We start from the raw sequence: 23,221 nt of genomic DNA, 5'->3' as shown, positions 1-23,221 counted from the left end.
TACGGGCCATCGGGTGCGGGATCTCCCTCTGCGGGCGGCGCCCTGGCAAGGTGTCCTGCCATGAGGTGCCAACACTGCGGCGGTGGGCGGCGAGGCCCGCTGCCCGGAATGGTCTGCCCCGGCTGCGGGGCGGGGTCGTCCCGCGCGGCCGGCGTGGACGGTTCCTGGGTCGTGCGCGAGACGCTGACGGGCCGGCTCTCCACGCTGCCCCGCCGACGCAAGGCCCTGCTCGCGGCGGGCGTCGTGGTGGCCGCCGGAGGCCTGGTGACCGTCGCCTCGCTGCTGGTCGGCGGTGGCGGCAGCCGGACGGACGCGGCGGGCCGGGCGGGCGCGCTGCCCGACCGGGTCGGCGGCGGGGCCCCCACGAGGATCGCCCCGGGCCCGGGACCGGTGCCGAGCGCGGACGAGGGTACGGACGCGGGTACGGACGCCCCTGACACCCCGGAGCCGTCGAAGCCCCCGGCGGACGGCGACGGCTTCTCCCAGTGGGCGGGCCCCGGCTGCTCGGCGGGTACGTACGCGGAGCACGGCCGTTTCGAGAGCGGGGACGCGGGCTGGTACACGGTCGAGAACGGCGGCTTCGACGGCGGCGGGTGCGACGGCCGGTTCAGCGCCGTCCCGATGTCGGGCAGCCCGACGGAGGACCGGGGCTCCACGGCCGTCTGGTCCTGGCGGCTGGGCCGGGGGTTCAGCGAGTGCGCGCTGACCGTCTTCGTCCCCGACAGCGGCCGCCCGCGCGACGCCGCCGGGGACCCGACGGTCTACCGGGTGCTCTCGGACCCGGACGACGCGGACTCCGCGTACACCGGTTTCGCCGTACGCCAGACGGAACACCGGGGGAGCGCGGTCCCGGTGCGCAGCTACCCGGTCAAGGGCGAGGTCTTCGCCGTGCAGCTCATCGACCGGGGCCGGGACTGGGGCGACGCGGAACGGGTCGGCGCGCACCACGCGGCGGCCCAGATGCGGGCGACCTGCCACTGAGCGGCGACAGGTCGCTCGCAGGTACGCGGGTCGTGCGGCGACGGGTCCCTCACCGCACGAAGGCACGGTCGCGCGGCGACAGTTCGGCGACGGGCCCGGCGGCGCGGAGGACGGTGTCGAGGGCGCGGCCCGGATCGGCCTCGTAACACCCGCTGGCCCAGGCCGCGTTGGCCTCGATGACGGCCCATCGGCCCTCGTCGTCCCGGCCGACGTCGACGACGATCGCGGAGGGCAGGCTCTCCCCGGCGGTCGCGAGGACCTCACGCCCGAAGGCGAGCGCGTCACGGTCCGGCGGCCCGAGCCGGAGCCGGCCGGCCTCGGCGTACTGCCCGGCCGCGTGGACGGCCCCGTCGAGCAGATGGAGCCGGTACTCGACGGCGAACGTCATCACGTCGCTCACCAGCACCACGGTCGCCGGGTCCACCGCATCCGGTCCGGGCAGCCGGGACCCGTCCGCGTACACGAGAGCCGAAATGCTCTTGTCGTTGGGTGACTTGACGAAGGCGGGGCGCCGCAGCCGGTACGCCTCGCCGATGGGCATCGCCCGGACGTCCCGTCGGGTGAGCGCCCGGGGGAGTCGTGCGAGCCAGTCGGCGGGAGCTTCCAGGAGGGCGATGCCGAGCGCGGGGGCCACGACGTCGGCGAAGGAGGGCCCGGCGTGCAGATGCACGGCACGGCCTTCGAGTTCCGACTTCGATTCCGATACGGCGGAGGCCGTCGCCTCCACGATCCGCAGCCCGCGCCGCAGCGCGGTGGTGCGCAACTGCCTTGCGGAGGCGGTGAGTCGGGGTGGGAGGACGAGGGTGCGCGGCGGGCAGGTCATGGCCGCTGATCCTCCCGTACGGGGTGCACCGCGCCCCACCGAATTACCGGTGCCGCGGAGTGAGGGGCGGGGCGTGCGTTGTGCGGGACGGGCCCGCCTGGTTCGATCGACGCATGATCATCGAACCGTCGCTCGTACGCGGCCTGATCGCCGCCCAGTTCCCGCAGTGGGCGGACCTGCCGGTGGAGGCGGTCGACGCGAGCGGGACCGCGAACGCGATCTACCGCCTGGGCGCCGACAAGTCCGTACGGCTGCCCCGTACGGAGGGCAGTGCGGCGGATGTGGCGACGGAGCACCGCTGGCTGCTGAAGCTGGCTCCGCACCTGCCCTTCTCCGTACCGCTCCCGCTCGCCCAGGGGGCCCCGGACAAGGCGTTCCCCCGCCCCTGGTCGGTCTGCACCTGGCTGGACGGCAGGAACCCGGGCCCCGGCGACGGCTCTTCGTCCTCCGACCTACTGGCGGCGGACCTGGCGGAGTTCGTGCTGGCGCTGCGCCGGATCGACCCGGCGGACGCCCCGCCCGCGTACCGCAGCGAACCGCTGGCCTCCCGCGACCCGGCGACCCGCGAGGCGCTGGCGGCCCTGGGCGGGGTGGTGGACGCGGAGGCCGTCGCCGCGTCCTGGAAGGAGTCCCTGTCCGCCCCGCCCTTCGCGGCCCGCCCGGTCTGGGTCCACGGGGACCTCCAGCCGGGCAACGTTCTGGTCGAGGACGGCCGCCTCACCGCGGTCATCGACTTCGGCTGCACCGGCCTGGCCGACCCCGCCGTCGACCTGATCGCGGCCTGGTACCTGCTGACGGCCGGGGCCAGGGAGACGTTCCGTACGGCGATCGCGGCCGACGACGCCACCTGGACGCGGGGGCGGGGCTGGGCGCTGTCCATCGCCCTGCTGGAGCTCGCGCACTACCGGGAGACGAACCCGGTGATGGCGCGGATCGCGGCGCATGTGATCGAGGAGGTCGTCGCGGAGGTGCCTGGGGAGGCCCGTGCCTGAGGGGTCGGAGACACTTCTGTCGCAGAAGGGCCAGGTTGGGCATGGTGCCCCGACCTGGCCCCTAGCGCTTCTCGCGCTGGTGGAGAGTGTGCCCCCGGCAGGATTCGAACCTGCGACACCCGCTTTAGGAGAGCGGTTATTGAGAGAGGAGTCATGCCTGATCCGGGCCAGTAGAATCCCCCTCCTGGTGATCGTTTAGGGGGAATATAGGAGGTGGACCCTACGGGTACTTCCGGAGGTCGACCCGCCCCCACAAGGTCCGGACACCGACGTTCGCCATCGCCTTCCAGAATACTTCTTCCAGCCCGTCCAGGCGCTCCTGCCGCATGTCCGGCGTGGGCTTCTGGTAGTGCCGCTTGATCCCCGGCCGCCGGTGCCCGGCCGCCTCGAACGCCAACGGCTCCTTCACCCCGATCTGCGCCTGAAGCGTGTCGTGCAGCGCACGCAACGCCCGCATATCCAGGCCGGGCAGGATCGGCCCCCATGCCTCCCGGTACGAAACGCCCTGCCGCTTCGCCCGCTCGTCGCGGCCGTCGCACGCCGGACGGAAGTCGCGCGACCAGTTGCCCCGGCGCCACGGCTTCCCGGTTGACGTGGCGAACGGACGCTCCCACGCCCAGTCGTCGAGGTGGTGGCCGAGCAGGCGGGCGAGGAACGACGGCACGTCGACATCGCGCGTGCTGCCGTCGTTCTTTGTCGGCTCCAGCCGAAGGAGGTAGCCGCGCTTCGTGCCGTCAGGATCGCGCTTCTGATACTCCGCATACTCCTCCACCACCCGCAGGATCGGGCACACGAACTCGCCGTCGCCCCACGGCTGCCGCCGCTCCAGCAGTGCCCGGTCCCGGTGCAGCCCAAGACCCTCGCCCCACCGCAGCCCGGTGAACGCGGTCACCAGCACGTGAATACCGCGCGCCGGCCCGAGCCGCTCCGCCAGCAGCAGGACATCCTCGGGCCGCGGGTCCCTCGATACCTTCGGAGCCTTCGGCGTGGCGGCGTCCTCAGTGGTGTCGCGGGTGCGTCGTCTGCCGAACAGCGGGTTCACGGTGATGTACTTGGCATCAACCGCAGCCGTCAGGATCGACGACATCAGGCTGACGCAGTGCCCACGCGACACATCCGCGATCGTCAGGCTCTGCTGCCACGCGTCAACCTCATACCAGGTGATCGCGCCCAGCGCAGTGTCCTGCCACCTCGGCAGGATGTGGCTGTCCAGCTTCTCCCACCGGGTGCCCACCGTCCTGCCGCGCTTCCGCCGCGAGGTCATGAACGACATCGCGAACGTGCCGAATGTGACGCTGCGCTTGTCCGGGTCGATCCACGAGCCCTCGCGGATCAGCCGCTCCTGCTCGTTGCCCCAGCTTTCGGCGGTCTTCTTCGTCGGGAACCCCGACCGGGACAGCTCGGCGGGGACGTGCCCCGGCGGGGCCTTGTACTTCACCCTCCAGGTGAACTGCTTCGTCTTGACCCCGTTGCGCACCTTGTAGACCTTCTCGGCGTATGCCATGAGCGCCCTTTCGTCTCTGTGTCACCGTCAGCTGGCGACGCTCCAGAGCAGGGGGCGGGAGCACTTTTGCGCCACCTCCAGTGACTCCGCGTTGACTTCCTGGAGCGCCTCGTTGACCAGGGTCCGCCCCTCAGGGGAGAGGCGCCCGTCCTCTGCGAGGGATTGATCCGCGTAGACGAGGGTGTGAAGCGGCTGGTGGTCGACCCACACCAGCCCGCTGAATGGCATACCCGACACTTTGAGTACGTGCACACACATGGGCCACCCCGTTCGCTACTAGGTGGCCCCCTGATCAGCGTTCAGTCATCGAAGCACACATTCGGGTCACTTGTGGAGTGTTTGGTGTGACTGAGATAGCCCTGTGCTACGCGTCGTTCGCAGCGGGCGACTGTTCCTGATCGGTTCTCAGTTCGCGCAGGTGGGGGCGGGAGCGCCTGTAGGCCTCCAGGGCGGCCAGGATTTCCTCCGTCGTGGCCGAGGCCCGGATCTCGTCGGCCGTCGCTCCTGGCCGCCCCTTGACGACCAGGACCATGGTGGCGTCGTCTCCCAGGGGGATGAGCGCAGTATCGACGAGTGCGCCTTCGGATTCGATGGCGTCGACCACTCGCAGGGGAAGCCTGGCTGCTTCCGTGGAGATTCGCTGCTCCGGGTCGGGCTCTTTGGTTTCCGTTGCCTGCGCGAGCTCCGGCTCTCCGCCGATCAGGACTCGGTCGACCGATTCGGTAGTCCAGCCGAGGTAGCGCGCGTATGCGCGGATGGCGGGGGTGACCTTGGTGGAGGCGGTTCCGCGTTCGATGGCCTGGAGGTTGGCGCGGCTGACGTCGATGGCGTCGGCGGCTTCCACTTGTGTGGGCTTGGGCCGGCGGGCGAGGCGGGTGGCCTTGAGTGCCGCGCCTAGTCGTGCCATGTCCTGGTCCATGAGGCCACATCATGCCCCATCTTTCTGCAACCCAAAAGCCTAGATCCTGCGCTTTGACCTGCGGATTGGTAGCGAATTCAAGCCTTTCGGGTTGCATTGCGCGCCTCGCGCACGCCTCGCGGCGGCCGAGGGGACTCAGTGCCGTGCTCAGATTCCGTGCCGAATGTGTAGGCACACTGCTTGCCCTCGTAGGCTCAAGATGCTTAGATTCTGAGCGTGAGACCGAACGGGACGGCAATTCGAGCCATTCGTGAAGCTCAGAACATGAGCCTCCGTGCGCTCCAGCAGAAGACCGGCTTGGACCGGGGCTACCTCTCACGCATGGAGAGGGGGCACATCCAGGAGCCGGCCGATACGCCGCTCCAGCAGGTCGCCGCAGCGCTACGCGTCACCACCGACGCCATAACCCATAAGGAGAAGACGTGACCGCCAAGGCCACAGCGGCACCCCCCACCACGCCGGACCGCCCCCAGGACGAGCTGGATGACCTGATCCGGTACACGCCGGACGAGGTCATCGCGAACCGGTGGCTGCCGTACAAGAGCGCCCGGGTCCTGAAGGAGAAGTGCTACCGGCGGGAGGTGATCCACCACAACGACGGTGGGCGGATCAGCTTCACAGCCGAGGACATCCGTCGGGAGAACGAGCGGACCGCCGTCCTCCCCGCCGCTGCCTAGCAGCAGCGAGTGAGGCCGCCCCCGTAACGACCAAGTCCGGGAACGGCCTCGTGATCCACCCGCAATCCTCCGCGAACAGAGAGGTGGACCGATGTCCATCCAACCATCCCCTGAGGCTGCTGTGGCAGCCCGCTTCGCCCGTGATGCTGCCGGGCACAAGCTGACGGCCCTCCACGACGACGGCGTGTACCGGCACCTGGTGTTCCGGGACCCGCAGCACTCGTTCTACTGGTTTGAGCTGATCACGACACCCGGGCAGCTGGTGTTCTCCGGTGACGGCGACAGCTTCGTCTTCCGCCGTCTGACGGACATGTTCCAGTTCTTCCGCTCGGGCCTGAACCGCGACGGCTCGGTGGACATCAACCCGGTCTACTGGTCGGAGAAGCTGGCCAGCAACCGTGACGCCGCCCGCACGTACAGCGTGAAGCTGTTCGACGAGGAGGTTGCCCGCGAGCTGGAGGCGGTCGAGGAGGACTACCCGGGCGTCGGCGAGGTGTGGATTGAGCACGTCGAGTCCGGCTACACCACCGAGTACGAGGACGAGGCCCGGCGGGCCCTGGACGACTTCCGGTTTGGCGAGAGCTACCTGGCCCGCTGCAACGAGTGTGACTGGGATCTGGAAGGTGAGTCCTGGTTGGTCGCTCGCCGGAAGATGGACGAGCACACCAAGGAAGCCGGGGAGAAGCACACCGGCCGCGTCGAGGACCTGACGTTCACGTTCAGCGACGTGGGCGAGTGGCAGCTTCAGGACTTCGACTGGTGGTTCCTGTGGGCGCTGCACGGGATCGTCCACGGCATCGCCCGGTACGACCGGCTGCGCTCCTACGGCCTGATGGCGCTGGCGTCCCCGTCGCAGCGTGAGGCAGGTGCCCTGTGAGCGCCCGGTCCCGCCTCGAAGCGGCGAAGCGTAAGGGCCAGAAGCAGGCCGACGACTTCAACGCCCTCCACCCGGTCGGCACGCCGGTCATGGCGTACCCGCTGACGCGGCCGGGTGAGAACGCGAGCTTCTTCGAGGAGCTCGACACGGTCACCCGCACCCCGGCCTGGATCCTCGGCCACGGCGAACCGGTCGTGTCCGTCGAGGGCTACGCGGGCGGCATCTGCCTTTCCCACGTCGACGTGAAGCAGGTGACGTCGTGACTGCCGCCGACATGGAGCGTGTGGACACTCCGCTCGCCGCCCTGATCGTCGAGGTGGACGCCCTGATCGTCGAGGTGGACGCCTTGGCCGCCCGGAAGCGGGCCCTGTTCGCCGCCGGGTTGCTGGCCGAGGACCGCCACCAGTGCGACCCGGCCGACACCCTGTTCGCCCAACTCCCGTGCCCGCACCCCGAAGCGTGCTCCACCAGCGCCGACTACCCGGGCTTCGACGCCTGGATCACCCAGCAGCAGAACCTCAACACCGCAGCCCGGAGGACCCGATGAACGAGGTGTACGAGACCCGCACCGAGATCACCATCGTGATCCCCGCGTCCGGGGCCACCGACCTCACCGACCCATTCACCCGACGGATCCTCATTCCGCACCGCGTGGAGCTGAGGTTGTGCCACATCGCCACCCCGGACGAGGACCGCCGGTGGGCGCACGTCGCGGTCTACGGGCCGCGCCGCCTGAAGTCCGGGCAGCCGGGCCAGGAGATCAGCTCGCACTGCTGGGCCGACGCCAACCCTTCGGCGAGCTACCGGCCGGACGCAGACCGCCCGGGCTGGCTGACACAGCTGCTCACCGACCACCTGCCCGAGGGCTGGCACCCGTCCCTCGTCGAGCTTGCTGGAGGCACCCGATGAACACCTTCAACCTCTCCTGGGGCGACCGCCCGATCGTGCTGGAGACCGAGGACAACCGCACGTTCCTCCGTATCGGTGCCGCCCTGCGGGTCGAGGTCACCGACGCGTCCCTCGACCAGCTCGACCGGCTCGCCGACGTCGCCGCCGACCTGGCCGACCACCAGCGGGACCGCTACCAAGCGGCCGACGTCGCCGACCAGGTCGCCGCCGAGGACGGGCACCGGTTCATCGGCGTCCCCTTCCAGCGGAAGGCGGCGGCATGACGCCCCGCACGGAGACCGTGACCGTCTCCCACCTCCTCTGCGACGCCCCGCCCGTCATCACCGGCGAGGTCGCCAACACCCTCGTCCGGTCGCTGCGACTCGTCGACCGCGACTACCAGGACACGGTGGACGCCGGCTACGTCGAGACCCTCGAAGAGTTCGCCATCCGCATCAGCAAGGACGGTGCGTAATGGGACCCATCCAGATCGCCGAAGCCCGCGCCCGCCAGTCCGACGACCCCCGCCTGTACATGCTCGCCTACTCGGCCGGCTGGAACGCGGCGGCGGATGGCGGTGACCTCGACGGCTACGCCCGCAAGGTCGGCTTGGACGGCGAGGCCGGGTTCATCGAAGGGGCCGCCGCCTACCGCACGAAGAAGGCCACCGCCCGGGACTTCGTGCCCGGTAGCCCCGCCCACGTTCAGCACATCAGGGGGAGTCGCAATGTCTGAGCTGACGTCGCTGGAGAAGGCTCAGGCTCGCATCGCCGAGCTGGAAGCCCAGTTGGAGAAGTACGTGGGCAAGGAGCCGACGGTCCGCGACGAAATGGCCTACCTCCAGCGGTGCCTGAACTCGGTGCTGGAACTCTGCGACCGGGCCGCCGCCCAGGCAACCCAGTGGGAGAACCCGCTGCCGGTCCCGGAGTGGGCCATCGCAGTCCGTGAGGCGGCAACGGGTGAACGCCCCGACAACCCGGCCGACAAGCGGCGCCGCATTTACATCGACGGCAGAGGCGAGGCGTGGCTGTCCCTTTGCCACGACCGGAACATCCAGTACATCGGCCCGCTCGCCGGGGCGGTGTGGGGCGAAGAGACCACCACCAGCGTCCGCGACCGCACCGGCGAACTCCACGAGATCGGTCGGTGCTGGTGAGCGCCTACCTGATCACCGCCACCGTCATCGGCGTCGTGTTCTGCGCAATGGCGGTGGCCCCCAGCCTCTGGACCCGGAAGGGCAAGTCATGAGCCTCAACCTCGGCATACGCCGCAGCAAGCCGAAGCACCGGGCCGCCGACAAGGTGGCCGAGCTGGAGCGGCAGTTGAAGGACCAGCAGGCCGAGACGGTCAGCGCGTTCGGTCAGCTGATCGGGGCGGCCGACACCATCGCGATCCTCGAAGCCGACCTGGCCGACGTCCGAGCCAAGCGGGCGGAGGCCGAGCAGGTCGTGGTGTGCCTCGACGCCGACCTGCGGGACCGGACCGCCGAACGCGACCAGGCCCGCGACGAGATCCGCCAGCTCCACGCCCAGCTCGCCCCGTTCCTCGCGGCGGAGGCCAACGCGAACGCTGTCACCGTCCCGCCCTCCGAGCGCGACACCACCCGGTTCGAGGACCAGGCGACCGCCCCGATCGACGTCCGCGAACTCCGCAACCGGTTCACCGCTGGCCCGGTCGTGTCGCTGCACCACTCCCCGCAGGCCGCAGACCCGACGCACATCCCGGCACCGGCCGCCTGAGACCTGCCGGGTGGGCGGTGACCACACCACCCTCCCACCCGGCAGACCAACACCCCGCAAGGACAAGTTGCGGGGTGTCAGACACCAGCATCCCAGAGAAGGACGCCATGACGACCATCAACGCCCACAAGCTCCAGCGCCTCATCAAGCAGACCCGCAACCACATCAGCCCCGACGACACCCTGCCGCCCATCAACGGCATCCGCTTCGAGTGCGACGGCGTCCACATCCACGCCCTCGCCACCGACCGCTACACCTTCGCCGTGGCCCGCACCAAGGTCCGCGAGGAGACCGACACCTGGTCCTTCACCATCAGCGAAAGCACCCTCGGCTGGCTGAGCCCGTGGCTGAAGACGCACAAGGGCGACACCATCCTCAACCTCGCGGTCACGGCCGACGGGCTGACCATCACCGACGACGACGGCAAGCTCACCGTCCCCGTCGCCGAGACGACGTTCCCGAAGTGGCAGCACCTCTTCCGCGACGCCCTCCAGGACGCCTCCACGTCGGGTGATCTCGTCTCCGTCGACACCGACATGCTCAGCCGCTGGAAGCACGCCGACACCCACCTCCGGGTCTGGCAGACGGGCGCCGAGAAGCCGCTCCTCCTCATCGGCGAGGAGTTCCTTGGCCTGCAGATGCCGTGCCGGTACAGCGGCGCCAACAAGGACCGGGCCGAGGTCATCGGCGAGTGGATGGGGAGCCTCGCCAAGAAGAAGGGCGAGAGCGCCGAGCCCGTTGCGCCGCTCCCGCAGCCTGGCGCCGTCGCGAAGATGGCCGAGGAGATGCTCCGGCAGACCCTGCGCTCCACCGGGGAGATGTTCGGCACCGACATGGACACCGTGAAGGGGCGCGGCGCCTTCAACGCCTGGGTCCACTCCGGCATCTACGCCTGGTCCGCATACCGGCTGCTTCAGGCACTGAAGACGGCTGACCCGGACTTGGCTGAGAAGACCGTTGCTGACCTCTCCGAGCAGCTGGAGTCCGGCGAGATCGGCGAGTGGGCCTGGGACGAGGCCGAGGAAGCCGGTCACGACCCGAAGAAGTGGGCCGACGACTACGAGGCGCACCTCAAGAAGCTCGCGGAGAAGGCCGCCGCAGAGCAGAACCCGGCCTGACGTGCAGCGCCCCCGCCGAGGCAAGCGGCGGGGGCACCCAACCCCATCATCCCAGGAGGACCCATGTCGTACCCCCAGCTGCTCACCCCCGAAGAGATGCTCGCGAAGGCGAAGGCCGACCTCGGCATCAAGAACGTCGTCGTGCTGTGCGGTTCGATGCGCTTCGCCGACCTCATGGCCGAGATCGCCATCGAGCAGTCCGTGCTCATCGGCGCCCTGGTGCTGAAGCCCGACTGCAACATGAAGGTCACCCACCCGCTGTGGGCCGACCCGGACGACGCAGAAGCGCTGAAGGTCCGGCTCGACGACCAGCACAAGCAGAAGATCCGGCTCGCCGACCGGGTCATCGTCGTCGGCAACTACGTGGGCGACTCCACCCGCTCCGAGATCGCCTACGCCCGGCAGCTCGGCAAGCCGATCTCGTTCACCCACGCCGTGATCGAGGCGGCATTCCGACCGGCAGGCGTCTGAGCCCGGCTCCGTCTGCCCGCTGCGGGCCGCCACCCCCACCGGCGGCCCGCAGCAACCCACCCAGGAGAACCACATGAGCCCCATCGAATGCGCCCAGTGCCAAGGCACCGAAGGGCCGTTCGCCCGCAAGCCCGAAGGCCCCGTCTGCGAAGACTGCCTCACCGAACAGGACCAGCGATGACCACCACCCAGCCGGCCCCGCCGACCGGACGACTGCTCGGCCACTTTGAGCCCGGCACCCCCGAGTGGCACGCCGCCCGCGCCGACGGCATCGGCGGGTCCGAGATCGCCGCCGTCCTCGGCATCAGCCCCCACGAGTCCCGGTTCAGCCTCTGGCACCGCAAGCAGGGCAACGTCAGCCCCGTCGACGAGTCCCCGCAGATGTACTGGGGCAAGCGCCACGAGCCCACCATCTGCGACGAGTTCACCCTGCGGCACCCCGAACTCATCGTCCTCCCGTCCGGCACCTACGCCGCGACGAACACTCCGTGGTGGATTGCGAACCCCGACCGGCTCGGCTTCACCCAGGACGGCGACCTCGAAGTCATCGAGGCGAAGACCGCCTACGACGACCACGAGTGGGGCGACGAAGGCACCGACCAAATCCCCGTCTACTACAAGGCGCAGGTCCGCTGGTACTGCCACGCCCTCGGCGCCCGCCGGGCCCGGGTCGCCGTTCTGATCGGCCTGTCCGACTACCGCGAGTACATCGTCGAGCCGGACCCCGCCGACACCGACCTCATGCGGACCACAGCCCAAGCGTTCATGGACTCCCTCGCCGCCGGGGTTGCCCCGCCGATCGACGGCCACACCGCCACCTACCAGGCGATCAAGGAAATCCCGGACGGCATGGAAGACGTCGACATCCAAGTCGACCACACCCTGGCCCGCCGCTACTTCAACGCCCTCGCCGCCGCCAAGGCCGCCGAAGAAGAGAAGCGGCACGCCTCCGGGCTCGTCCTCGACCGCATCGGCACCGGCCGGCGTGCCGTCGTCGGCGACGACCGCATCGCCACCCGCACCGTCCGAGACGGCCGCACCTACTCCCTCCAGCCCGCCCGCAACAGGAGCATCTGATGACCGACAACGTGTCCCAGGCCGTCGCTGTCCGCGACAACGGACCCGCCGCCCAAGTCGAGCAGTACCGCGACGAATACGCCGCCCTCATGCCCTCCCACGTCAACCCCGACCAGTGGGTCCGCATGGCCGTCGGCGCGATCCGCGGCGACGCCAAGCTCGTCCAGGCCGCCCAGAACGACATCGGCGCGTTCCTCCGCGAACTCCGCACCGCCGCCCGCCTCGGCCTCGAACCCGGCACCGAGCAGTTCTACCTGACCCCCCGCAAGGCCAAGGGCCGCATGGTCATCAAGGGGATCGTCGGCTACCAGGGCATCGTCGAGCTCATCTACCGGGCCGGCGCTGTGTCCTCCGTCATCGTCGAGGTCGTCCGCACCAACGACACCTTCCGCTACGTCATCGGCCGCGACGGCAAGCCCGTCCACGAACCCGACTGGTTCAGCGACGACCGCGGCGACCTGATCGGCGTGTACGCCTACGCCGTCATGAAGGACGGCGCCACCTCCAAGGTCGTCATCCTCAACCGCAGGCAGGTCATGGAGGCCAAGGCCAAGTCCGACGGCCGGAACTCCGAGTACTCCCCGTGGAACACCAACGAGGAGTCCATGTGGCTGAAGACCGCAGTCCGGCGCCTCGCGAAATGGGTCCCGACCTCGGCCGAGTACATGCGCGAGCAACTCCGCGCCCAGGCCGAAGTTGCCGGCGAACTGGCCGCCGCACCGGGCGATGCGCCGATGCCGCCCCAGCCGTCCGTCGACCTCGACGACGAAGAGGACGGGCCCATCGACCCCGAGCTGGAGCCCGAGGGTGGCTGGCCCGAAATCACCCAGCCCGGTACCGCTGCCTAGCCCATCCGCAGACCGGGGTCCCGCCCGCCGCTAACAGGCGGGACCCCGGCCACCCAAGGAGACCACGATCATGACCACTGACCCCAGTACCCAGCTCGAAGTGATCCGGGGCGCCGTTGCCCGGCACATTGCCCACGCTCTCGTCAGCAACGTCCACAGCCGCGCCAGGGCTGCCCGCGATCTCGCCCACGAACTCGACAACAACTGGGCGAACATCGACGACCTCGTCGACCAGCACCTCATCAGTGACGGCTACAGCACCGCCGAGGTCCGGCGAGAAAGTGCCAACGAGACCCCGGACCCGTGGGGCCCTGGCGTCACCCGTGACCAGGCCATGGCCAACGTCGTCACCCTCCACCTCGCCGAAGCGCTCCTCGACGGCAAGAGCGAAGAAGTCCGCACCTGGGCCCGGGGCCTTGCCCACGAGCTGAAGCGCGAACGCATCGACCTGATCGACGACATCGGCCGCCACATGCAGCGCATGGCCCTCGGCGGGCCCACCAACGAGATCCCGTTCTAGCCCACCCGCACTTCGGGGCAGCCCCGTACCCGACATACGGGGCTGCCCCACCACCAGCACACCACACGGAAGGAGGAACGCCATGGCCTGGCACCTGGGCCGCCTCGCCGGCTTCGACCTGGAGACCACCGGCCCCGACCCGCTGACCGCCCGCATCGTCACCGCTTGCATCGTCCAACTCGGCGGCCAGCAGCCCACCGTGGCCGCGAACTGGCTGACCAACGTCGACGGCGAAGAGATCCCCGCCGGGGCCGCCGCGGTCCACGGCATCAGCACCGAGAAAGCCCGCACCGAGGGTGTCCCACTGAAGGAAGCCGTCGGGGAGATTCTCGCTGGGCTGACTCAGGTGATCCTCGCCGGGGTCCCGATCGTGGCGATGAACGCGCGGTACGACGTCACCCTCCTCGATCGGGAAGCCGAACGCTTCGGCCTCGCCCCGCTGCCCGCCAGCCCCGTCATCGACCCGTTCGTCATCGACAAGCAGGTCGACCGCTACCGGTCCGGGAAGCGCACCCTCACCGCGTTGTGCCAGCACTACGACGTCCGCCTCGACGGTGCACACTCCGCCGACGCGGACGCGGTCGCCGCGTGCCGGGTCGCATGGCGGCAGGCCACCCGGTACCCCCAGCTCGCCGCCATGACCCTCGACGAACTCCACGCGGCGCAGGTCGGGTGGGCCGCCGAGCAGGCCGCCTCGCTCCAGGAGCACTTCCGCAAGAAGGACCCGGCCGCCGTCGTCGAAGGCGCCTGGCCACTCATCCCCAGGCAGAGGGAGGCGACGTCATGAGGGCCTTCTACCGCGGCTACAACGCCGCCACCGGCCGCCGCGCCCAACAGGTCCGCAACCTCCACGTCATGCGTGAGGACGGCAACTTCGCTGGGAAGCAGGGGCTGTGCGGGGCGCCGGGCTGGGGTGTCACCCACTCCCCGCCGATGATCATCGACCCGATGCCGCCAGCCCCGCCCGACGGCCTGGTTTGGTGCCGGTCCTGCGTCGGCCATGCCGCCGCCATCATCGGCCAGCTCAACGCGTTCGCCCGCATCATCGCGGCCCTCAACGACCTCGCAGACGAGGAGCAAGCCTCATGACCGCGTCCGTGCAGCCCATCCTCGACGGCAGCATCCACCGAATCATTTCCGATTCGGCGTACCGGGAACGCACGCAGCAGCGCATCAAGGCGCACAGCGAGATAGCCGCCGGCAGCGAGTGCTGGCTCTGGACCAACGCCCTTGATCGGGACGGCTACGGCGTCATCATGGCGCCGGGCCGGGACAGTGCTCACCGCGCCGCCTACCTGGCGTTTGTTGGAGCGATCCCCGCCGACCGGGTTCTGGATCACGTCTGCCACTCACGCGATCAGGCGTGCCCCGGCGGCTCCACCTGCCCCCACCGCCGGTGCGTCAATCCCGCCCACCTCGAAGCCGTGACCGGAGGCGTCAACACCCTCAGAGGTCGCAGCGTCTGGGCGCTCAACGCCCGAAAGACGCACTGCAAGCACGGCCATGCCTTCACCCCCGAAAACACCTATCAGCGCCACGACGGACGCGCCTGCCGGACTTGCATCCGCGCGGCCACGGCGAGGTACCGCAGCAAGAAGAGGGGAACGCCCCGATGACCCACATCCAGCCCGCCTTCGACGGCACCGAGCTTGCCGCCGCAGCCCCGTCTATCGCCCGCCGCAAGATCGACGACTATGAGGCGTGGGTCAGCGAAGTCCGGCCCGTCTTCGAGGAGATAGCGCGCACCGGGCAGCCGTTCCTCTGCTGGAAATTCGCCAAGGACAACGACCTCCCCGACCCCCCGGACCGCGACCATGACTGGGGCCGGTTCGTCGCTGCTCTCCACCGCGAGGGCTTGATCCGCTTCGACAGCTTCGGCCTCACTCGCGACAAGTCCGCCGTCCGACGTTGGCGGGGCACCGCCGCAGCACGACGGGGCGACGCCGCATGACCGACCTCGACACCGTGTTCGCCGCCGGCCAGGCCCTTGCCGCAGTTCACACCGCGGTCGACCAGGTCATCGACGCCGCCCTGTTCTACGGGCCGGGCACCCTGCTCACCGCCGCGGTGGTTGTCGCCTGGCGTGCCGGCCGGTGGACGGTCACCCAGGTCGACCAATGGCTCCAAGACCGGGCCGACCGGCGCGAATACACCGCCCGCGCCCACCGGCTCTGCCGCGTCGCCGACAACGCCGACGCCGTCACCGCGCTCCCCGAGATCGACCTCATCACCTACCTCGACAACAAGCTCGCAGCCACCACAGACCTCGCCCCGGAGGAGGGCCGATGACCACCACCCGAACCCCCGTCCAGCACGGCGAACGCCGCTGCTACATCCGCGGCTGCCGGCGCCCCGAATGCGCCGAGGCCAACCGCCGGTACTGCAAGCAATACCGCACCCTCGTCTACGTCACAGGCCCCCGCCGCGTCGACAACGTCCAGCCCTACATCAACATCGTCACCCGCTACCTCAACCACGGCTGGTCCTACGCCCAAATCGGCAACCTCGCCGGCTGCTGCGAGACCGTCCCGTTCAACCTCCACAAGGGCATCAGCAAGCGCCTGAACCAGAGGACCGCCAACCAGCTCGCAACCCTCCCCACCACACCCCCGGAAGTTCCCGGCCTCGGATTCGTAGACCCCACCGGGACGGTGCGCCGCGGCCAGGCCCTCTACCGAATCGGCCACACCCTCCGCGGCATGGCCCCCGAGCTGAACATCGACCCCGACAGCCTGAGCCGCACCCTCAACAGGCCGACCGCCTACGTCTACGGCAGCACCGCAGCCGCCATGACCGACCTCTACAACCGGTGGCAGAACACCCCCGGACCCAGCACCGCGAACCGCAACCGTGCTGCCGCCCGCGGCTGGCCCGACCCCACCTGGTGGGAGGACATGGGGCACATCGACGACCCCGCCTTCGACCCGCAGACAGTGGTCGAGCGCCCCATGAACCGCCTCGAACTTGCCGCCTACCGGCGTGACGAGATCGAACGGCTCAACTCCTACCGGATCCCCGACCACGAGATCGCCGGACGGCTCGACATGGCCCTCACCACCGTCCGCAACATCATCACCGAGCTGGAGGCCGGCCAGCGCCGCGACCGGAAGCAGGCGGCGTGATCGCGACGCGGCCCGGTGCCGCCACCCCAACCCGCCTGTACCCGTCCACCACCGCCACGGTCGACGGCGACCTCGACCTCATCGCGATCGAGCACGCCATGAACGGCGAACCCGTCACCCTCACCGCAGCCGAGCGCATCGAAACAGCCAGGCAGTTGGTCGCCCGCGGCTTCACCCTCACCGACGCCGGCCGCCGTGTCCGCGCCGACCGCAACACCATCGTCGCCTGGCAGAACAACGGGTGGGCAACACCCTCCGTCAAACCTGACCCCGAGCCCATCAACATCGGCAACGCCCAGCACGGCCGATCTGGCTACAGCAAAGGCTGCCGCTGCCGCACCTGCAAGGACGGGGCCTCCGCAGCCAAGCGGGCCGCGAAAGACCGGAGGGCAGCCGCATGAGCGACCTCGACATGACGTGGCACGAAGAAGGCATCTGCCAGACCACCGACCCGGACCTGTTCTTCCCGGAGTCCGGGGCACCCGTGGCCGCCATCAAGGTCTGCGCCGGCTGCCCGGTGAAACGCCGCTGCCTGGAGCACGCGCTTACTGCACCCGAAGACCACGGCATCTGGGGCGGGACAACGCGCAACCAGCGCCGGCGCATGAACCAGCAGGCCGCATGACAACGGGCGGGCCACCACACGTGGCCCGCCCACACAGCACGACAAAAACCCGCCGCGGCGGGGGAGGGAGGGAGGAGACGTGACGTCAGTCCGAGTCGGGAGCCGGCTTACTGCGCTTGACCCTGATCGTGATGCGCTTCCGGGCCGGAAGGCCCTGCTTCTTCCGCCAGGCGTTGACGCGGGAGTAGGCGTGACGGCGCAGGTCATCGCCGCGGGAGGTGCCTTCCTCCTCGCACAGCTGCCCGTACTCGGCCCAGACCTCATCGTCGATCCGGACCATGCGGCCGGGCGTCCCCTTCGTCGTCATGTCGACAGGGTAGCTGACCCTCTCTTGCCTACACACCCCGCGCCCTGGATTTCGGTCAGGAATCGGGTCGCGAGTGTACTGACGGTGCCTACACACCTTGCGCTACAGTCGAAGCACGCCGAGAGGCCCGCCGACGAGAAAACCGGCGACCCCAAGGGCCTGGTTCCGTGCGCCCACTCGGCCCCCATGACCACCTCCAACCAGGGGGACACCTTGAACGCTCACCCCGACCTCATCGTCGAGGGCTTCCACGGCCCCGGCGGCTTGGCCGAAGGCCGCCGCATCCTCGGCCTGCGCACCCGCGCGGTCGGCATGGAGTGGGACGCCGCCGCCTGCGCCACCGCGAAAGCAGCCGGACACACCGTTGTCCGGTGCGACGTTGCCACCATGCCCACCGCCCCGTTCCGGGGCCGGGTGAAGATCAAGGTGGACTCGCCGCCGTGCCAGGCGTGGTCGGACGCCGGCAAGCGGGAAGGTCTCATCGACCAGCCGCTCGTGCACCAGGCCGTCGAAGACCTCGCCCGCGGACGTGACACCCGGGCCCGGCTTCTCACCGCGTGCAAGGACAAGCGGTCCCTGCTGGCCGCCGAGCCGATGCGCTGGCACCACGACCTCCGCCCCGAAACCATCGTCATGGAGGAAGTCCCGCGGGTGCTGCCTCTGTGGCAGCAGTACGCCCGGGTGCTCCGTGCCTGGGGTTACAGCGTGTGGGTCGGCGTGCTCAACGCCGCCGACTACGGGGTCCCCCAGACCCGGCGCCGCGCCATCCTCATCGCCTCCCTGGTTCGCGACGTCGCCCCGCCCGCGCCTACCCACACCGAACACCCCGCCGGCGAAGACCTCTTCGGCGACAACCTGCCCGGCTGGGTCACCATGGCCGAAGCCCTGCACCTCGAAACCGGCATCGACGTCATCACCCGCGGCAACCGCAAGACCCCCGGCGGCAACGCCTTCCCAGCGGACGCCCCCTCCTGGGCGCTCACCGAGAAGGCCCCCTCCTGGGTGCTGCACTCCCGCCGCGACTCCCCGGCCTGGATCGCCGCCCACGGAGCCCGCGAGAACCGCACCGGGGCGCAACCCGCCCCGTCCATCACTGGAGAAGCCCACCGCTGGTACTGGACCGCCGACGGCGACCTCCGGCGCCCGCTCTCCCTCGCCGAGGCCGCGACCCTCCAGTCGTTCCCCGCCGACCACCCCTGGCACGGGGCCCGCACCCGCCAGTTCCTGCAAGTTGGGAACGCCGTACCGCCGTTGCTCGCCGCGCACGTCCTGTCCGCCGCCACCGGCATCCCGATGCCTGTGGCCGCCGACCTGCGAGCCGCCGCGTGACCGCCCGCCCGGACCCCGCCCCCACCTGACCCGGCCGCAGGCCCCACACCGCCGCCGCCCGTACCTATCCACACCGCTTGAAGGAAGTTCCCATGGCCGAGAAGGACAAGCGCACCTATGTCCGGGTGCACGACGGTCTGCCGGACCACCCGAAGATCATCGAGGCGGGCGGTGAGGCCGGCTGGCTGTACATCTGCGGGCTCGCCTACGCGTCCCGGCAGCTCACCGACGGTGTCCTTCCTCGGCGACTCGTGCCCCGCCTCACCGACTCAAGCAAACCCGAAGCAAGTGCTTCGGCACTCGTTCGCGTTGGCTTGTGGCACGAAGGCGAACACGACTGCCCCAGCTGCCCCCAAGCAGGCCCCGACGCCTACGTCATCCACGACTACCTGGAGCACCAGCGGTCCTCTGCCGAGGTCGCAGACCTCCGCGCCAAGCGTGCAGCCGCAGGTCAGCGCGGTGGCAAGCGGTCCGGAGAGTCCCGCCGCGCCTCCTCCGAAGCCGAAGCAAACTGCGAAGCAAGTGCTTCAGCAAAAGCGAAGCAAGCGCGAAGCAAAAACGAACCAGAGACAGAGACAGAGACAGAGGTAAAAGAAAAGACTTCTCGAACTCCTGCGGAGTCCTCCGACGACCCGCCCCGGCACGACGTCGAACGCGTCTGCAAGCACCTCGCCACCGTCATCGAGAACGGCGGCGACAAGCGCCCCCGCATCAGCGCCAAGTGGCGCACCGACATGCGGCGCCTCATCGACATCGACGGCGTCACCCCGGACCAGGCCATCGCCGCCATCAACTGGGCCCACGCCAGCGGCTTCTGGAACGCCCACATTCTCAGCCCGGCCAAGCTCCGCGAGAAGTTCCCCACCCTCCGCCGGCAGGCCGCCAACGAACGCGACCGCGGCCAGTCCGGCCCGCAGACCGCCTCCCGCAACTCCACCGAGGAAGAGATCGCCAATGACAGCAAGTTCGGGTGACGAGACCCCCATGGACTCCTGGCTCAACGAGCGCCGCACCCAGGCCCTCGCCGCGTTCGACGACCAGATCCCGCTCCTGTACCGCCGCCGCATCTACCTCAACGACCAGGTCGCCCAGTGGGCCGACCAGGCCGACGGGGCACCGACCAGCCTGTTCCTCTGGGGGCCGTTGGGCGTCGGGAAGACCCACAACGCCTGGCAGGCCACCCGCCGCTGGGTCGGTCAGCGGTTCGCCAGCAACTACCGCGGCACCCCCGTCGTCCAGACGTGGCGGTCCACCGCCCTGTTCGACGCCCTGCGGCCCGACGACAACGGGGGCAGCCCCAAGCGGCTCATGAAGCAGCTCCAGACCGCAGACCTGCTGTACATCGACGACGTGGCTGCCGCCCGGGTCTCCCCGACCGGGTGGACCCAGGAACGGCTCTACGAAATTTTCGACGAGCGGTACATCAACCGGCGCCCAATCCTGATCACCAGCGATGTGAAGCCGAGCCAGATCAGCCACATCGTGGGGGAGCGGGTCACTTCCCGGGCCGCCGAGATTTTCCGGCGCGGGGTTGTCCACCTCGACGGCGCCGACCGGCGGCAGGGCGGTGAAGCCGCATGAACGTCCTCGTCTGCCATGCGCAGCGCTACCCGATACGCCGCATCCTTCACTGCCCCACCTGCAAGACCCTCCGCCGCATGCTCTGGCACGACGAGGCCTGGTACGGCACCGCCGTCACCTGCTGCCACTGCGGAGACAGCTGGCAGGACGGCGAACGCAGTCAGCGCCCCAACCGCCGCGGCTGGCGCACAGAAGCCGCGGCCGCGGCCACCACCGAATGGCTCGCGGCGGGCCCCTACGACCCTGCCGCTCATCGCATCTGGCTCAACGAACAGATCGGAACCAGCTCATGACCACCAGCATGTGGGACGCCCCCGTCGACGACCCGGCCGCCCTGCCCGGCACCCCCGCCGACTTCGAAGCCGAGAAGATCCTCGTCGCCACCGCCATGGCCCGCCCCGCCACCGTCGACGAACTTGCCGCCACCGGCTTCGACCCCGCCGACATCGTCGACGACCGCTACCGGTGGGTGTGGTTCGCCGTCGAAGAGCTCGCCACCACCTTCCAGGCCGGCGAAATCCGCTACATCCCCGTCGCCCGACAGCTCCAAGCGTGGCGCGCCGACGGCCGCATCCTCAGCGTCCCCTTCACCGAAGACCAGCTGCGCGACCTGTACAACCACGCCCACCCCGGCACCGAGGGCTACTACGCCGACCGCATCACCCGCCAAGCCATCGCCGCCCGCATGGTCGCCCACGGCCACGCCTCCATCCTCCGCGGCAACTCCCCGGCCTTCGACCCCGACCAAGACGTTGCCGCCGCACAGGCCGAACTCGACGGCGTTATCCGCGCCACCACCGGCACCGAAACGACCCTCGTCGGCGACCTCCTCGCCGGCGTCTTCGAACGGGCCACCACACCGCCCACCAACGACGACAAGATCCCCACCGGGTTCATCGACCTCGACGGGCTCCTCTGCGGCGGATGGGCCCCCGGCCAGATGGTTGTTGTCGGCGCCCGCCCCGCCATGGGCAAAACCACGTTCGGGCTCGGTCTCGCGAGGGTCGCGGCCATCACCCACAACATCCCGACCCTGTTCGAGTCCCTCGAAATGGGTGAGGCCGAGCTCGGCAACAGCATCGTCTCCGCCGAAGCCCGCGTCGCCCTCCACCACATCAAGCAAGGCGTCGTAGGCGAAGACGCCGACGGCACCCGCCGCATGGCCACCCGCGCCCCGGCCATCAAAGCCGCCCCGCTCCACATCAGCGACGAAGCGAACCTGTCCATGGCCACCCTCCGCGGCCGGGTCCGCAACCTGGTGCGCACCGAAGGGCTCCGGCTCGTCGTCGTCGACTACCTCCAGCTGATGCAGGCACCCCGGGCCGAGTCCCGGCAGGTCGCCGTTTCCGAGATGTCCCGGCAGCTGAAGCTCCTCGCGAAGGAGTTCCAGATCACGGTCGTCGTCCTGGCCCAGCTCAACCGCGGGCCGGAGCAGCGCAACGAGAAGAAGCCGATGGTGTCGGACCTGCGGGAGTCGGGGGCGATCGAGCAGGACGCCGACATTGTGATCCTCCTCCACCGCGAAGACGCCTACGAGAAGGAATCCCCGCGGGCCGGCGAAGCCGACCTCATCGTCGGGAAGCACCGCGGGGGCCCCACGGCAACGATCACCACCGCGTTTCAGGGGCATTATGCCCGATTTGTAGACATGGCCCAGACCTGATGTGGGAGCCGACCGTCGACGACATCGTCGCCGCCCGCGAACAAGGCGACCTCAAAGCTTTGTTACTCCTCGCCGCCGGCATCACCCCCACCGCACCGAAGCAGCGCCAAGCCGAACCCGAGGAGCCCTGCTATCACGTGCGCCGCCCCGGCGCCTGGCCCTGCGGCACCGCCCCCACCGGGCCCACACCCAAGCCCTGCACCGAATGCCAGAACGGAGGAACACCGTGACGGACAACTGCCCCAACTGCCCGCAGCAGCACGTCCAGCCGGTTGCCGAGCACGAGCGCGGCGACCAGGTCAGCCACCTGTACCACTGCCCCGCCTGCGGTGCGACGTGGTCGACGAACCGGGACCTGCGGGCCTACGGGGAGGCGGCGTGATGCCCGCGGTGAGGGGGGACCGGTCATCGGGCGGAGCGCGGGCGCGAGGGTCCAGCGGCCTCGTTGCGGGGCGTGGCGGGGTCTCTCGCGGACGAACAGGCCCCTGAAGCCCCTGGGGTCGACCGGCCCGCAGATCGCCCCGCAGGAGCCCACACAGCCGCTCCGTCCGATCAGGTCCCCGGCCAAACCGCCCTGGAACTCCGGCCTATGCAACCGACCCTCTGGAGCCTCTGATGACCACGATGGGTGGACGCCAGTCGTCCCGCATGCAGTCCGACGTATGGCTGACACCCCCAGCCATCCTCTCCGCGCTCGGCGAGTTCGACCTCGACCCGTGCGCCGCACCCGATCCCCGACCGTGGCCCACCGCCACCCGCCACTACGCGCTGCCCCAGGACGGCCTGTCGCTGCCCTGGGAGGGACGGGTCTGGTGCAACCCCCCGTACTCGCGACAGGCGGTGCGATGGCTGCGCCGCCTCGCCGAGCACGGCACGGGTACCGCTCTGATCTTCGCCCGGACCGAGACAAGCTGGTTCATCGAGACAGTCTGGGAGCAGGCCACGGCCGTTTTCTTCCTGCACGGGCGGGTCAACTTTCACTACCAGGACGGCTCTCGCGCTGAGTGGAACGGCGGCGCACCTTCGGCGCTGATCGCCTACGGGCTCCGAGACGCCGAACTCCTCAGGACGTGCGGGTTGGCCGGGACGTACATGTCCGGCTGGGTGACCTCGGCGTCACCCGCCCAGCTTCGCCTCACCGCCGCATGACAGCAGTACCG

At 69.8% G+C, this 23,221-nt stretch carries 37 protein-coding genes and 1 tRNA gene; 33 read left to right on the top strand and 5 right to left on the bottom strand.

What is annotated here, in order from left to right:
* The first annotated feature begins 108 nt into the window (after window positions 1-108).
* Entirely contained in the window at window positions 109-981 is an 873-nt protein-coding gene (locus G3I54_RS36560) for an adhesin (protein WP_164621428.1), read from the top strand.
* Between the two features lie 49 nt (window positions 982-1,030).
* Here G3I54_RS36560 and G3I54_RS36555 read toward each other — a convergent pair whose 3' ends face one another.
* Window positions 1,031-1,804: an ATP-grasp domain-containing protein gene (locus tag G3I54_RS36555; RefSeq protein WP_164621268.1), complete on the bottom strand. Its 774-nt coding sequence runs from the start codon at window positions 1,802-1,804 to the stop codon at window positions 1,031-1,033.
* Window positions 1,805-1,917: 113 nt separating this feature from the next.
* On the opposite strand from G3I54_RS36555, the gene G3I54_RS36550 reads away from it, so the two are divergent.
* Window positions 1,918-2,796 carry an aminoglycoside phosphotransferase family protein gene (locus G3I54_RS36550; RefSeq protein WP_164621267.1) on the top strand — a complete coding sequence of 293 codons (879 nt, stop codon included), beginning with the start codon at window positions 1,918-1,920 and terminating at the stop codon, window positions 2,794-2,796.
* Between the two features lie 89 nt (window positions 2,797-2,885).
* Here G3I54_RS36550 and G3I54_RS36545 read toward each other — a convergent pair.
* The 3 genes from G3I54_RS36545 to G3I54_RS36535 form a co-directional block, all read right to left on the bottom strand.
* Window positions 2,886-2,964: transfer RNA gene (locus G3I54_RS36545), tRNA-Arg, on the bottom strand.
* A 52-nt stretch (window positions 2,965-3,016) separates the two neighbouring features.
* Window positions 3,017-4,300 carry a hypothetical protein gene (locus G3I54_RS36540; protein WP_164621266.1) on the bottom strand — a complete coding sequence of 428 codons (1,284 nt, stop codon included), beginning with the start codon at window positions 4,298-4,300 and terminating at the stop codon, window positions 3,017-3,019.
* Between the two features lie 364 nt (window positions 4,301-4,664).
* Window positions 4,665-5,219 carry a helix-turn-helix transcriptional regulator gene (locus G3I54_RS36535; RefSeq protein WP_164621265.1) on the bottom strand — a complete coding sequence of 185 codons (555 nt, stop codon included), beginning with the start codon at window positions 5,217-5,219 and terminating at the stop codon, window positions 4,665-4,667.
* Between the two features lie 216 nt (window positions 5,220-5,435).
* On the opposite strand from G3I54_RS36535, the gene G3I54_RS36530 reads away from it, so the two are divergent.
* The 24 genes from G3I54_RS36530 (at window position 5,436) to G3I54_RS36415 (ending at window position 17,181) form a co-directional block, all read left to right on the top strand.
* Window positions 5,436-5,645 carry a helix-turn-helix transcriptional regulator gene (locus G3I54_RS36530; protein ID WP_343240509.1) on the top strand — a complete coding sequence of 70 codons (210 nt, stop codon included), beginning with the start codon at window positions 5,436-5,438 and terminating at the stop codon, window positions 5,643-5,645.
* Entirely contained in the window at window positions 5,642-5,896 is a 255-nt protein-coding gene (locus G3I54_RS36525; protein WP_164621263.1) for a hypothetical protein, read from the top strand. Before G3I54_RS36530 ends, G3I54_RS36525 begins: the two co-directional genes overlap by 4 nt.
* Window positions 5,897-5,987: 91 nt before the next feature.
* Window positions 5,988-6,773, top strand: coding sequence for a hypothetical protein (locus G3I54_RS36520; protein WP_164621262.1), 786 nt, complete (start codon window positions 5,988-5,990; stop codon window positions 6,771-6,773).
* On the top strand, window positions 6,770-7,036 hold the full coding sequence (locus G3I54_RS36515; protein ID WP_164621261.1) for a hypothetical protein: 267 nt from the start codon (window positions 6,770-6,772) through the stop codon (window positions 7,034-7,036). Before G3I54_RS36520 ends, G3I54_RS36515 begins: the two co-directional genes overlap by 4 nt.
* Entirely contained in the window at window positions 7,033-7,320 is a 288-nt protein-coding gene (locus G3I54_RS36510; RefSeq protein WP_164621259.1) for a hypothetical protein, read from the top strand. Before G3I54_RS36515 ends, G3I54_RS36510 begins: the two co-directional genes overlap by 4 nt.
* Window positions 7,317-7,682 (top strand): hypothetical protein, encoded by a 366-nt coding sequence (locus tag G3I54_RS36505; RefSeq protein ID WP_164621257.1) that lies wholly within the window; start codon window positions 7,317-7,319, stop codon window positions 7,680-7,682. Before G3I54_RS36510 ends, G3I54_RS36505 begins: the two co-directional genes overlap by 4 nt.
* Window positions 7,679-7,945 carry a hypothetical protein gene (locus tag G3I54_RS36500; protein WP_164621255.1) on the top strand — a complete coding sequence of 89 codons (267 nt, stop codon included), beginning with the start codon at window positions 7,679-7,681 and terminating at the stop codon, window positions 7,943-7,945. The genes G3I54_RS36505 and G3I54_RS36500 overlap by 4 nt, the downstream gene beginning before the upstream one ends.
* A complete protein-coding gene (locus G3I54_RS36495; protein WP_164621253.1) occupies window positions 7,942-8,136 on the top strand; it encodes a hypothetical protein in 195 nt (64 codons plus the stop codon). Before G3I54_RS36500 ends, G3I54_RS36495 begins: the two co-directional genes overlap by 4 nt.
* Complete coding sequence (locus G3I54_RS36490) at window positions 8,136-8,396, top strand: hypothetical protein (RefSeq protein WP_164621251.1); 261 nt, start codon at window positions 8,136-8,138, stop codon at window positions 8,394-8,396. Before G3I54_RS36495 ends, G3I54_RS36490 begins: the two co-directional genes overlap by 1 nt.
* On the top strand, window positions 8,389-8,817 hold the full coding sequence (locus tag G3I54_RS36485; RefSeq protein WP_164621249.1) for a hypothetical protein: 429 nt from the start codon (window positions 8,389-8,391) through the stop codon (window positions 8,815-8,817). The genes G3I54_RS36490 and G3I54_RS36485 overlap by 8 nt, the downstream gene beginning before the upstream one ends.
* An 88-nt stretch (window positions 8,818-8,905) precedes the next feature.
* Window positions 8,906-9,400: a hypothetical protein gene (locus tag G3I54_RS36480; protein WP_164621246.1), complete on the top strand. Its 495-nt coding sequence runs from the start codon at window positions 8,906-8,908 to the stop codon at window positions 9,398-9,400.
* 107 nt (window positions 9,401-9,507) lie between these two features.
* The gene (locus G3I54_RS36475; RefSeq protein WP_164621243.1) at window positions 9,508-10,518 is read left to right on the top strand and encodes a hypothetical protein; all 1,011 of its coding nucleotides are present in this window, start codon (window positions 9,508-9,510) and stop codon (window positions 10,516-10,518) included.
* A gap of 63 nt (window positions 10,519-10,581) precedes the next feature.
* Window positions 10,582-10,989, top strand: a complete 408-nt coding sequence (locus tag G3I54_RS36470) for a hypothetical protein (RefSeq protein WP_164621240.1) — start codon at window positions 10,582-10,584, stop codon at window positions 10,987-10,989.
* A gap of 177 nt (window positions 10,990-11,166) precedes the next feature.
* Window positions 11,167-12,066, top strand: a complete 900-nt coding sequence (locus G3I54_RS36465; RefSeq protein ID WP_164621237.1) for a lambda-exonuclease family protein — start codon at window positions 11,167-11,169, stop codon at window positions 12,064-12,066.
* Entirely contained in the window at window positions 12,066-12,914 is an 849-nt protein-coding gene (locus G3I54_RS36460) for a recombinase RecT (RefSeq protein WP_164621235.1), read from the top strand. Before G3I54_RS36465 ends, G3I54_RS36460 begins: the two co-directional genes overlap by 1 nt.
* 70 nt (window positions 12,915-12,984) lie before the next feature.
* Window positions 12,985-13,434: a hypothetical protein gene (locus tag G3I54_RS36455; RefSeq protein WP_164621233.1), complete on the top strand. Its 450-nt coding sequence runs from the start codon at window positions 12,985-12,987 to the stop codon at window positions 13,432-13,434.
* Between the two features lie 82 nt (window positions 13,435-13,516).
* Window positions 13,517-14,221, top strand: a complete 705-nt coding sequence (locus G3I54_RS36450) for a 3'-5' exonuclease (protein ID WP_164621231.1) — start codon at window positions 13,517-13,519, stop codon at window positions 14,219-14,221.
* Entirely contained in the window at window positions 14,218-14,523 is a 306-nt protein-coding gene (locus G3I54_RS36445) for a hypothetical protein (protein ID WP_164621228.1), read from the top strand. Before G3I54_RS36450 ends, G3I54_RS36445 begins: the two co-directional genes overlap by 4 nt.
* Entirely contained in the window at window positions 14,520-15,050 is a 531-nt protein-coding gene (locus G3I54_RS36440; protein ID WP_203687684.1) for a hypothetical protein, read from the top strand. Before G3I54_RS36445 ends, G3I54_RS36440 begins: the two co-directional genes overlap by 4 nt.
* Entirely contained in the window at window positions 15,047-15,385 is a 339-nt protein-coding gene (locus G3I54_RS36435; RefSeq protein ID WP_164621225.1) for a hypothetical protein, read from the top strand. Before G3I54_RS36440 ends, G3I54_RS36435 begins: the two co-directional genes overlap by 4 nt.
* Complete coding sequence (locus tag G3I54_RS36430; RefSeq protein ID WP_164621223.1) at window positions 15,382-15,723, top strand: hypothetical protein; 342 nt, start codon at window positions 15,382-15,384, stop codon at window positions 15,721-15,723. The genes G3I54_RS36435 and G3I54_RS36430 overlap by 4 nt, the downstream gene beginning before the upstream one ends.
* Window positions 15,720-16,556 carry a hypothetical protein gene (locus tag G3I54_RS36425; protein WP_164621221.1) on the top strand — a complete coding sequence of 279 codons (837 nt, stop codon included), beginning with the start codon at window positions 15,720-15,722 and terminating at the stop codon, window positions 16,554-16,556. The genes G3I54_RS36430 and G3I54_RS36425 overlap by 4 nt, the downstream gene beginning before the upstream one ends.
* Window positions 16,553-16,957, top strand: coding sequence for a hypothetical protein (locus G3I54_RS36420; protein ID WP_164621219.1), 405 nt, complete (start codon window positions 16,553-16,555; stop codon window positions 16,955-16,957). Before G3I54_RS36425 ends, G3I54_RS36420 begins: the two co-directional genes overlap by 4 nt.
* The gene (locus G3I54_RS36415) at window positions 16,954-17,181 is read left to right on the top strand and encodes a WhiB family transcriptional regulator (RefSeq protein ID WP_164621216.1); all 228 of its coding nucleotides are present in this window, start codon (window positions 16,954-16,956) and stop codon (window positions 17,179-17,181) included. The genes G3I54_RS36420 and G3I54_RS36415 overlap by 4 nt, the downstream gene beginning before the upstream one ends.
* An 85-nt stretch (window positions 17,182-17,266) precedes the next feature.
* Here G3I54_RS36415 and G3I54_RS36410 read toward each other — a convergent pair whose 3' ends face one another.
* Complete coding sequence (locus G3I54_RS36410) at window positions 17,267-17,488, bottom strand: hypothetical protein (RefSeq protein WP_164621214.1); 222 nt, start codon at window positions 17,486-17,488, stop codon at window positions 17,267-17,269.
* Window positions 17,489-17,674: 186 nt separating this feature from the next.
* On the opposite strand from G3I54_RS36410, the gene G3I54_RS36405 reads away from it, so the two are divergent.
* The 7 genes from G3I54_RS36405 (at window position 17,675) to G3I54_RS36375 (ending at window position 23,210) form a co-directional block, all read left to right on the top strand.
* Window positions 17,675-18,817: a DNA cytosine methyltransferase gene (locus tag G3I54_RS36405; protein ID WP_164621211.1), complete on the top strand. Its 1,143-nt coding sequence runs from the start codon at window positions 17,675-17,677 to the stop codon at window positions 18,815-18,817.
* A gap of 92 nt (window positions 18,818-18,909) precedes the next feature.
* The gene (locus G3I54_RS36400; RefSeq protein WP_164621209.1) at window positions 18,910-19,791 is read left to right on the top strand and encodes a hypothetical protein; all 882 of its coding nucleotides are present in this window, start codon (window positions 18,910-18,912) and stop codon (window positions 19,789-19,791) included.
* Window positions 19,772-20,398, top strand: coding sequence for a DnaA/Hda family protein (locus G3I54_RS36395; protein ID WP_164621207.1), 627 nt, complete (start codon window positions 19,772-19,774; stop codon window positions 20,396-20,398). The genes G3I54_RS36400 and G3I54_RS36395 overlap by 20 nt, the downstream gene beginning before the upstream one ends.
* Window positions 20,395-20,691, top strand: coding sequence for a hypothetical protein (locus tag G3I54_RS36390; protein ID WP_164621204.1), 297 nt, complete (start codon window positions 20,395-20,397; stop codon window positions 20,689-20,691). Before G3I54_RS36395 ends, G3I54_RS36390 begins: the two co-directional genes overlap by 4 nt.
* Window positions 20,688-22,061 carry a replicative DNA helicase gene (locus G3I54_RS36385; protein WP_164621202.1) on the top strand — a complete coding sequence of 458 codons (1,374 nt, stop codon included), beginning with the start codon at window positions 20,688-20,690 and terminating at the stop codon, window positions 22,059-22,061. Before G3I54_RS36390 ends, G3I54_RS36385 begins: the two co-directional genes overlap by 4 nt.
* Before the next feature lie 226 nt (window positions 22,062-22,287).
* The gene (locus G3I54_RS36380; RefSeq protein WP_164621199.1) at window positions 22,288-22,443 is read left to right on the top strand and encodes a hypothetical protein; all 156 of its coding nucleotides are present in this window, start codon (window positions 22,288-22,290) and stop codon (window positions 22,441-22,443) included.
* Window positions 22,444-22,676: 233 nt separating this feature from the next.
* Entirely contained in the window at window positions 22,677-23,210 is a 534-nt protein-coding gene (locus tag G3I54_RS36375; protein WP_203687683.1) for a DNA N-6-adenine-methyltransferase, read from the top strand.
* Window positions 23,211-23,221 lie beyond the last annotated feature (11 nt).

The organism is Streptomyces sp. SID14515 (assembly GCF_010548505.1).
GTDB lineage: Bacteria > Actinomycetota > Actinomycetes > Streptomycetales > Streptomycetaceae > Streptomyces > Streptomyces caviscabies.
This window is presented reverse-complemented; position numbering and strand designations above follow the sequence as displayed.

Coding starts and splice junctions, on each gene's coding strand:
- G3I54_RS36560 (WP_164621428.1), top strand. CDS start 109: ATGGTCTGCCCCGGCTGCGGGGCGGGGTCGTCCCGCGCGGCCGGCGTG.
- G3I54_RS36555 (WP_164621268.1), bottom strand. CDS start 1,804: ATGACCTGCCCGCCGCGCACCCTCGTCCTCCCACCCCGACTCACCGCC.
- G3I54_RS36550 (WP_164621267.1), top strand. CDS start 1,918: ATGATCATCGAACCGTCGCTCGTACGCGGCCTGATCGCCGCCCAGTTC.
- G3I54_RS36540 (WP_164621266.1), bottom strand. CDS start 4,300: ATGGCATACGCCGAGAAGGTCTACAAGGTGCGCAACGGGGTCAAGACG.
- G3I54_RS36535 (WP_164621265.1), bottom strand. CDS start 5,219: ATGGACCAGGACATGGCACGACTAGGCGCGGCACTCAAGGCCACCCGC.
- G3I54_RS36520 (WP_164621262.1), top strand. CDS start 5,988: ATGTCCATCCAACCATCCCCTGAGGCTGCTGTGGCAGCCCGCTTCGCC.
- G3I54_RS36505 (WP_164621257.1), top strand. CDS start 7,317: ATGAACGAGGTGTACGAGACCCGCACCGAGATCACCATCGTGATCCCC.
- G3I54_RS36500 (WP_164621255.1), top strand. CDS start 7,679: ATGAACACCTTCAACCTCTCCTGGGGCGACCGCCCGATCGTGCTGGAG.
- G3I54_RS36495 (WP_164621253.1), top strand. CDS start 7,942: ATGACGCCCCGCACGGAGACCGTGACCGTCTCCCACCTCCTCTGCGAC.
- G3I54_RS36490 (WP_164621251.1), top strand. CDS start 8,136: ATGGGACCCATCCAGATCGCCGAAGCCCGCGCCCGCCAGTCCGACGAC.
- G3I54_RS36485 (WP_164621249.1), top strand. CDS start 8,389: ATGTCTGAGCTGACGTCGCTGGAGAAGGCTCAGGCTCGCATCGCCGAG.
- G3I54_RS36480 (WP_164621246.1), top strand. CDS start 8,906: ATGAGCCTCAACCTCGGCATACGCCGCAGCAAGCCGAAGCACCGGGCC.
- G3I54_RS36475 (WP_164621243.1), top strand. CDS start 9,508: ATGACGACCATCAACGCCCACAAGCTCCAGCGCCTCATCAAGCAGACC.
- G3I54_RS36470 (WP_164621240.1), top strand. CDS start 10,582: ATGTCGTACCCCCAGCTGCTCACCCCCGAAGAGATGCTCGCGAAGGCG.
- G3I54_RS36465 (WP_164621237.1), top strand. CDS start 11,167: ATGACCACCACCCAGCCGGCCCCGCCGACCGGACGACTGCTCGGCCAC.
- G3I54_RS36460 (WP_164621235.1), top strand. CDS start 12,066: ATGACCGACAACGTGTCCCAGGCCGTCGCTGTCCGCGACAACGGACCC.
- G3I54_RS36455 (WP_164621233.1), top strand. CDS start 12,985: ATGACCACTGACCCCAGTACCCAGCTCGAAGTGATCCGGGGCGCCGTT.
- G3I54_RS36450 (WP_164621231.1), top strand. CDS start 13,517: ATGGCCTGGCACCTGGGCCGCCTCGCCGGCTTCGACCTGGAGACCACC.
- G3I54_RS36445 (WP_164621228.1), top strand. CDS start 14,218: ATGAGGGCCTTCTACCGCGGCTACAACGCCGCCACCGGCCGCCGCGCC.
- G3I54_RS36440 (WP_203687684.1), top strand. CDS start 14,520: ATGACCGCGTCCGTGCAGCCCATCCTCGACGGCAGCATCCACCGAATC.
- G3I54_RS36435 (WP_164621225.1), top strand. CDS start 15,047: ATGACCCACATCCAGCCCGCCTTCGACGGCACCGAGCTTGCCGCCGCA.
- G3I54_RS36430 (WP_164621223.1), top strand. CDS start 15,382: ATGACCGACCTCGACACCGTGTTCGCCGCCGGCCAGGCCCTTGCCGCA.
- G3I54_RS36425 (WP_164621221.1), top strand. CDS start 15,720: ATGACCACCACCCGAACCCCCGTCCAGCACGGCGAACGCCGCTGCTAC.
- G3I54_RS36415 (WP_164621216.1), top strand. CDS start 16,954: ATGAGCGACCTCGACATGACGTGGCACGAAGAAGGCATCTGCCAGACC.
- G3I54_RS36410 (WP_164621214.1), bottom strand. CDS start 17,488: ATGACGACGAAGGGGACGCCCGGCCGCATGGTCCGGATCGACGATGAG.
- G3I54_RS36405 (WP_164621211.1), top strand. CDS start 17,675: ATGACCACCTCCAACCAGGGGGACACCTTGAACGCTCACCCCGACCTC.
- G3I54_RS36400 (WP_164621209.1), top strand. CDS start 18,910: ATGGCCGAGAAGGACAAGCGCACCTATGTCCGGGTGCACGACGGTCTG.
- G3I54_RS36395 (WP_164621207.1), top strand. CDS start 19,772: ATGACAGCAAGTTCGGGTGACGAGACCCCCATGGACTCCTGGCTCAAC.
- G3I54_RS36390 (WP_164621204.1), top strand. CDS start 20,395: ATGAACGTCCTCGTCTGCCATGCGCAGCGCTACCCGATACGCCGCATC.
- G3I54_RS36385 (WP_164621202.1), top strand. CDS start 20,688: ATGACCACCAGCATGTGGGACGCCCCCGTCGACGACCCGGCCGCCCTG.
- G3I54_RS36375 (WP_203687683.1), top strand. CDS start 22,677: ATGACCACGATGGGTGGACGCCAGTCGTCCCGCATGCAGTCCGACGTA.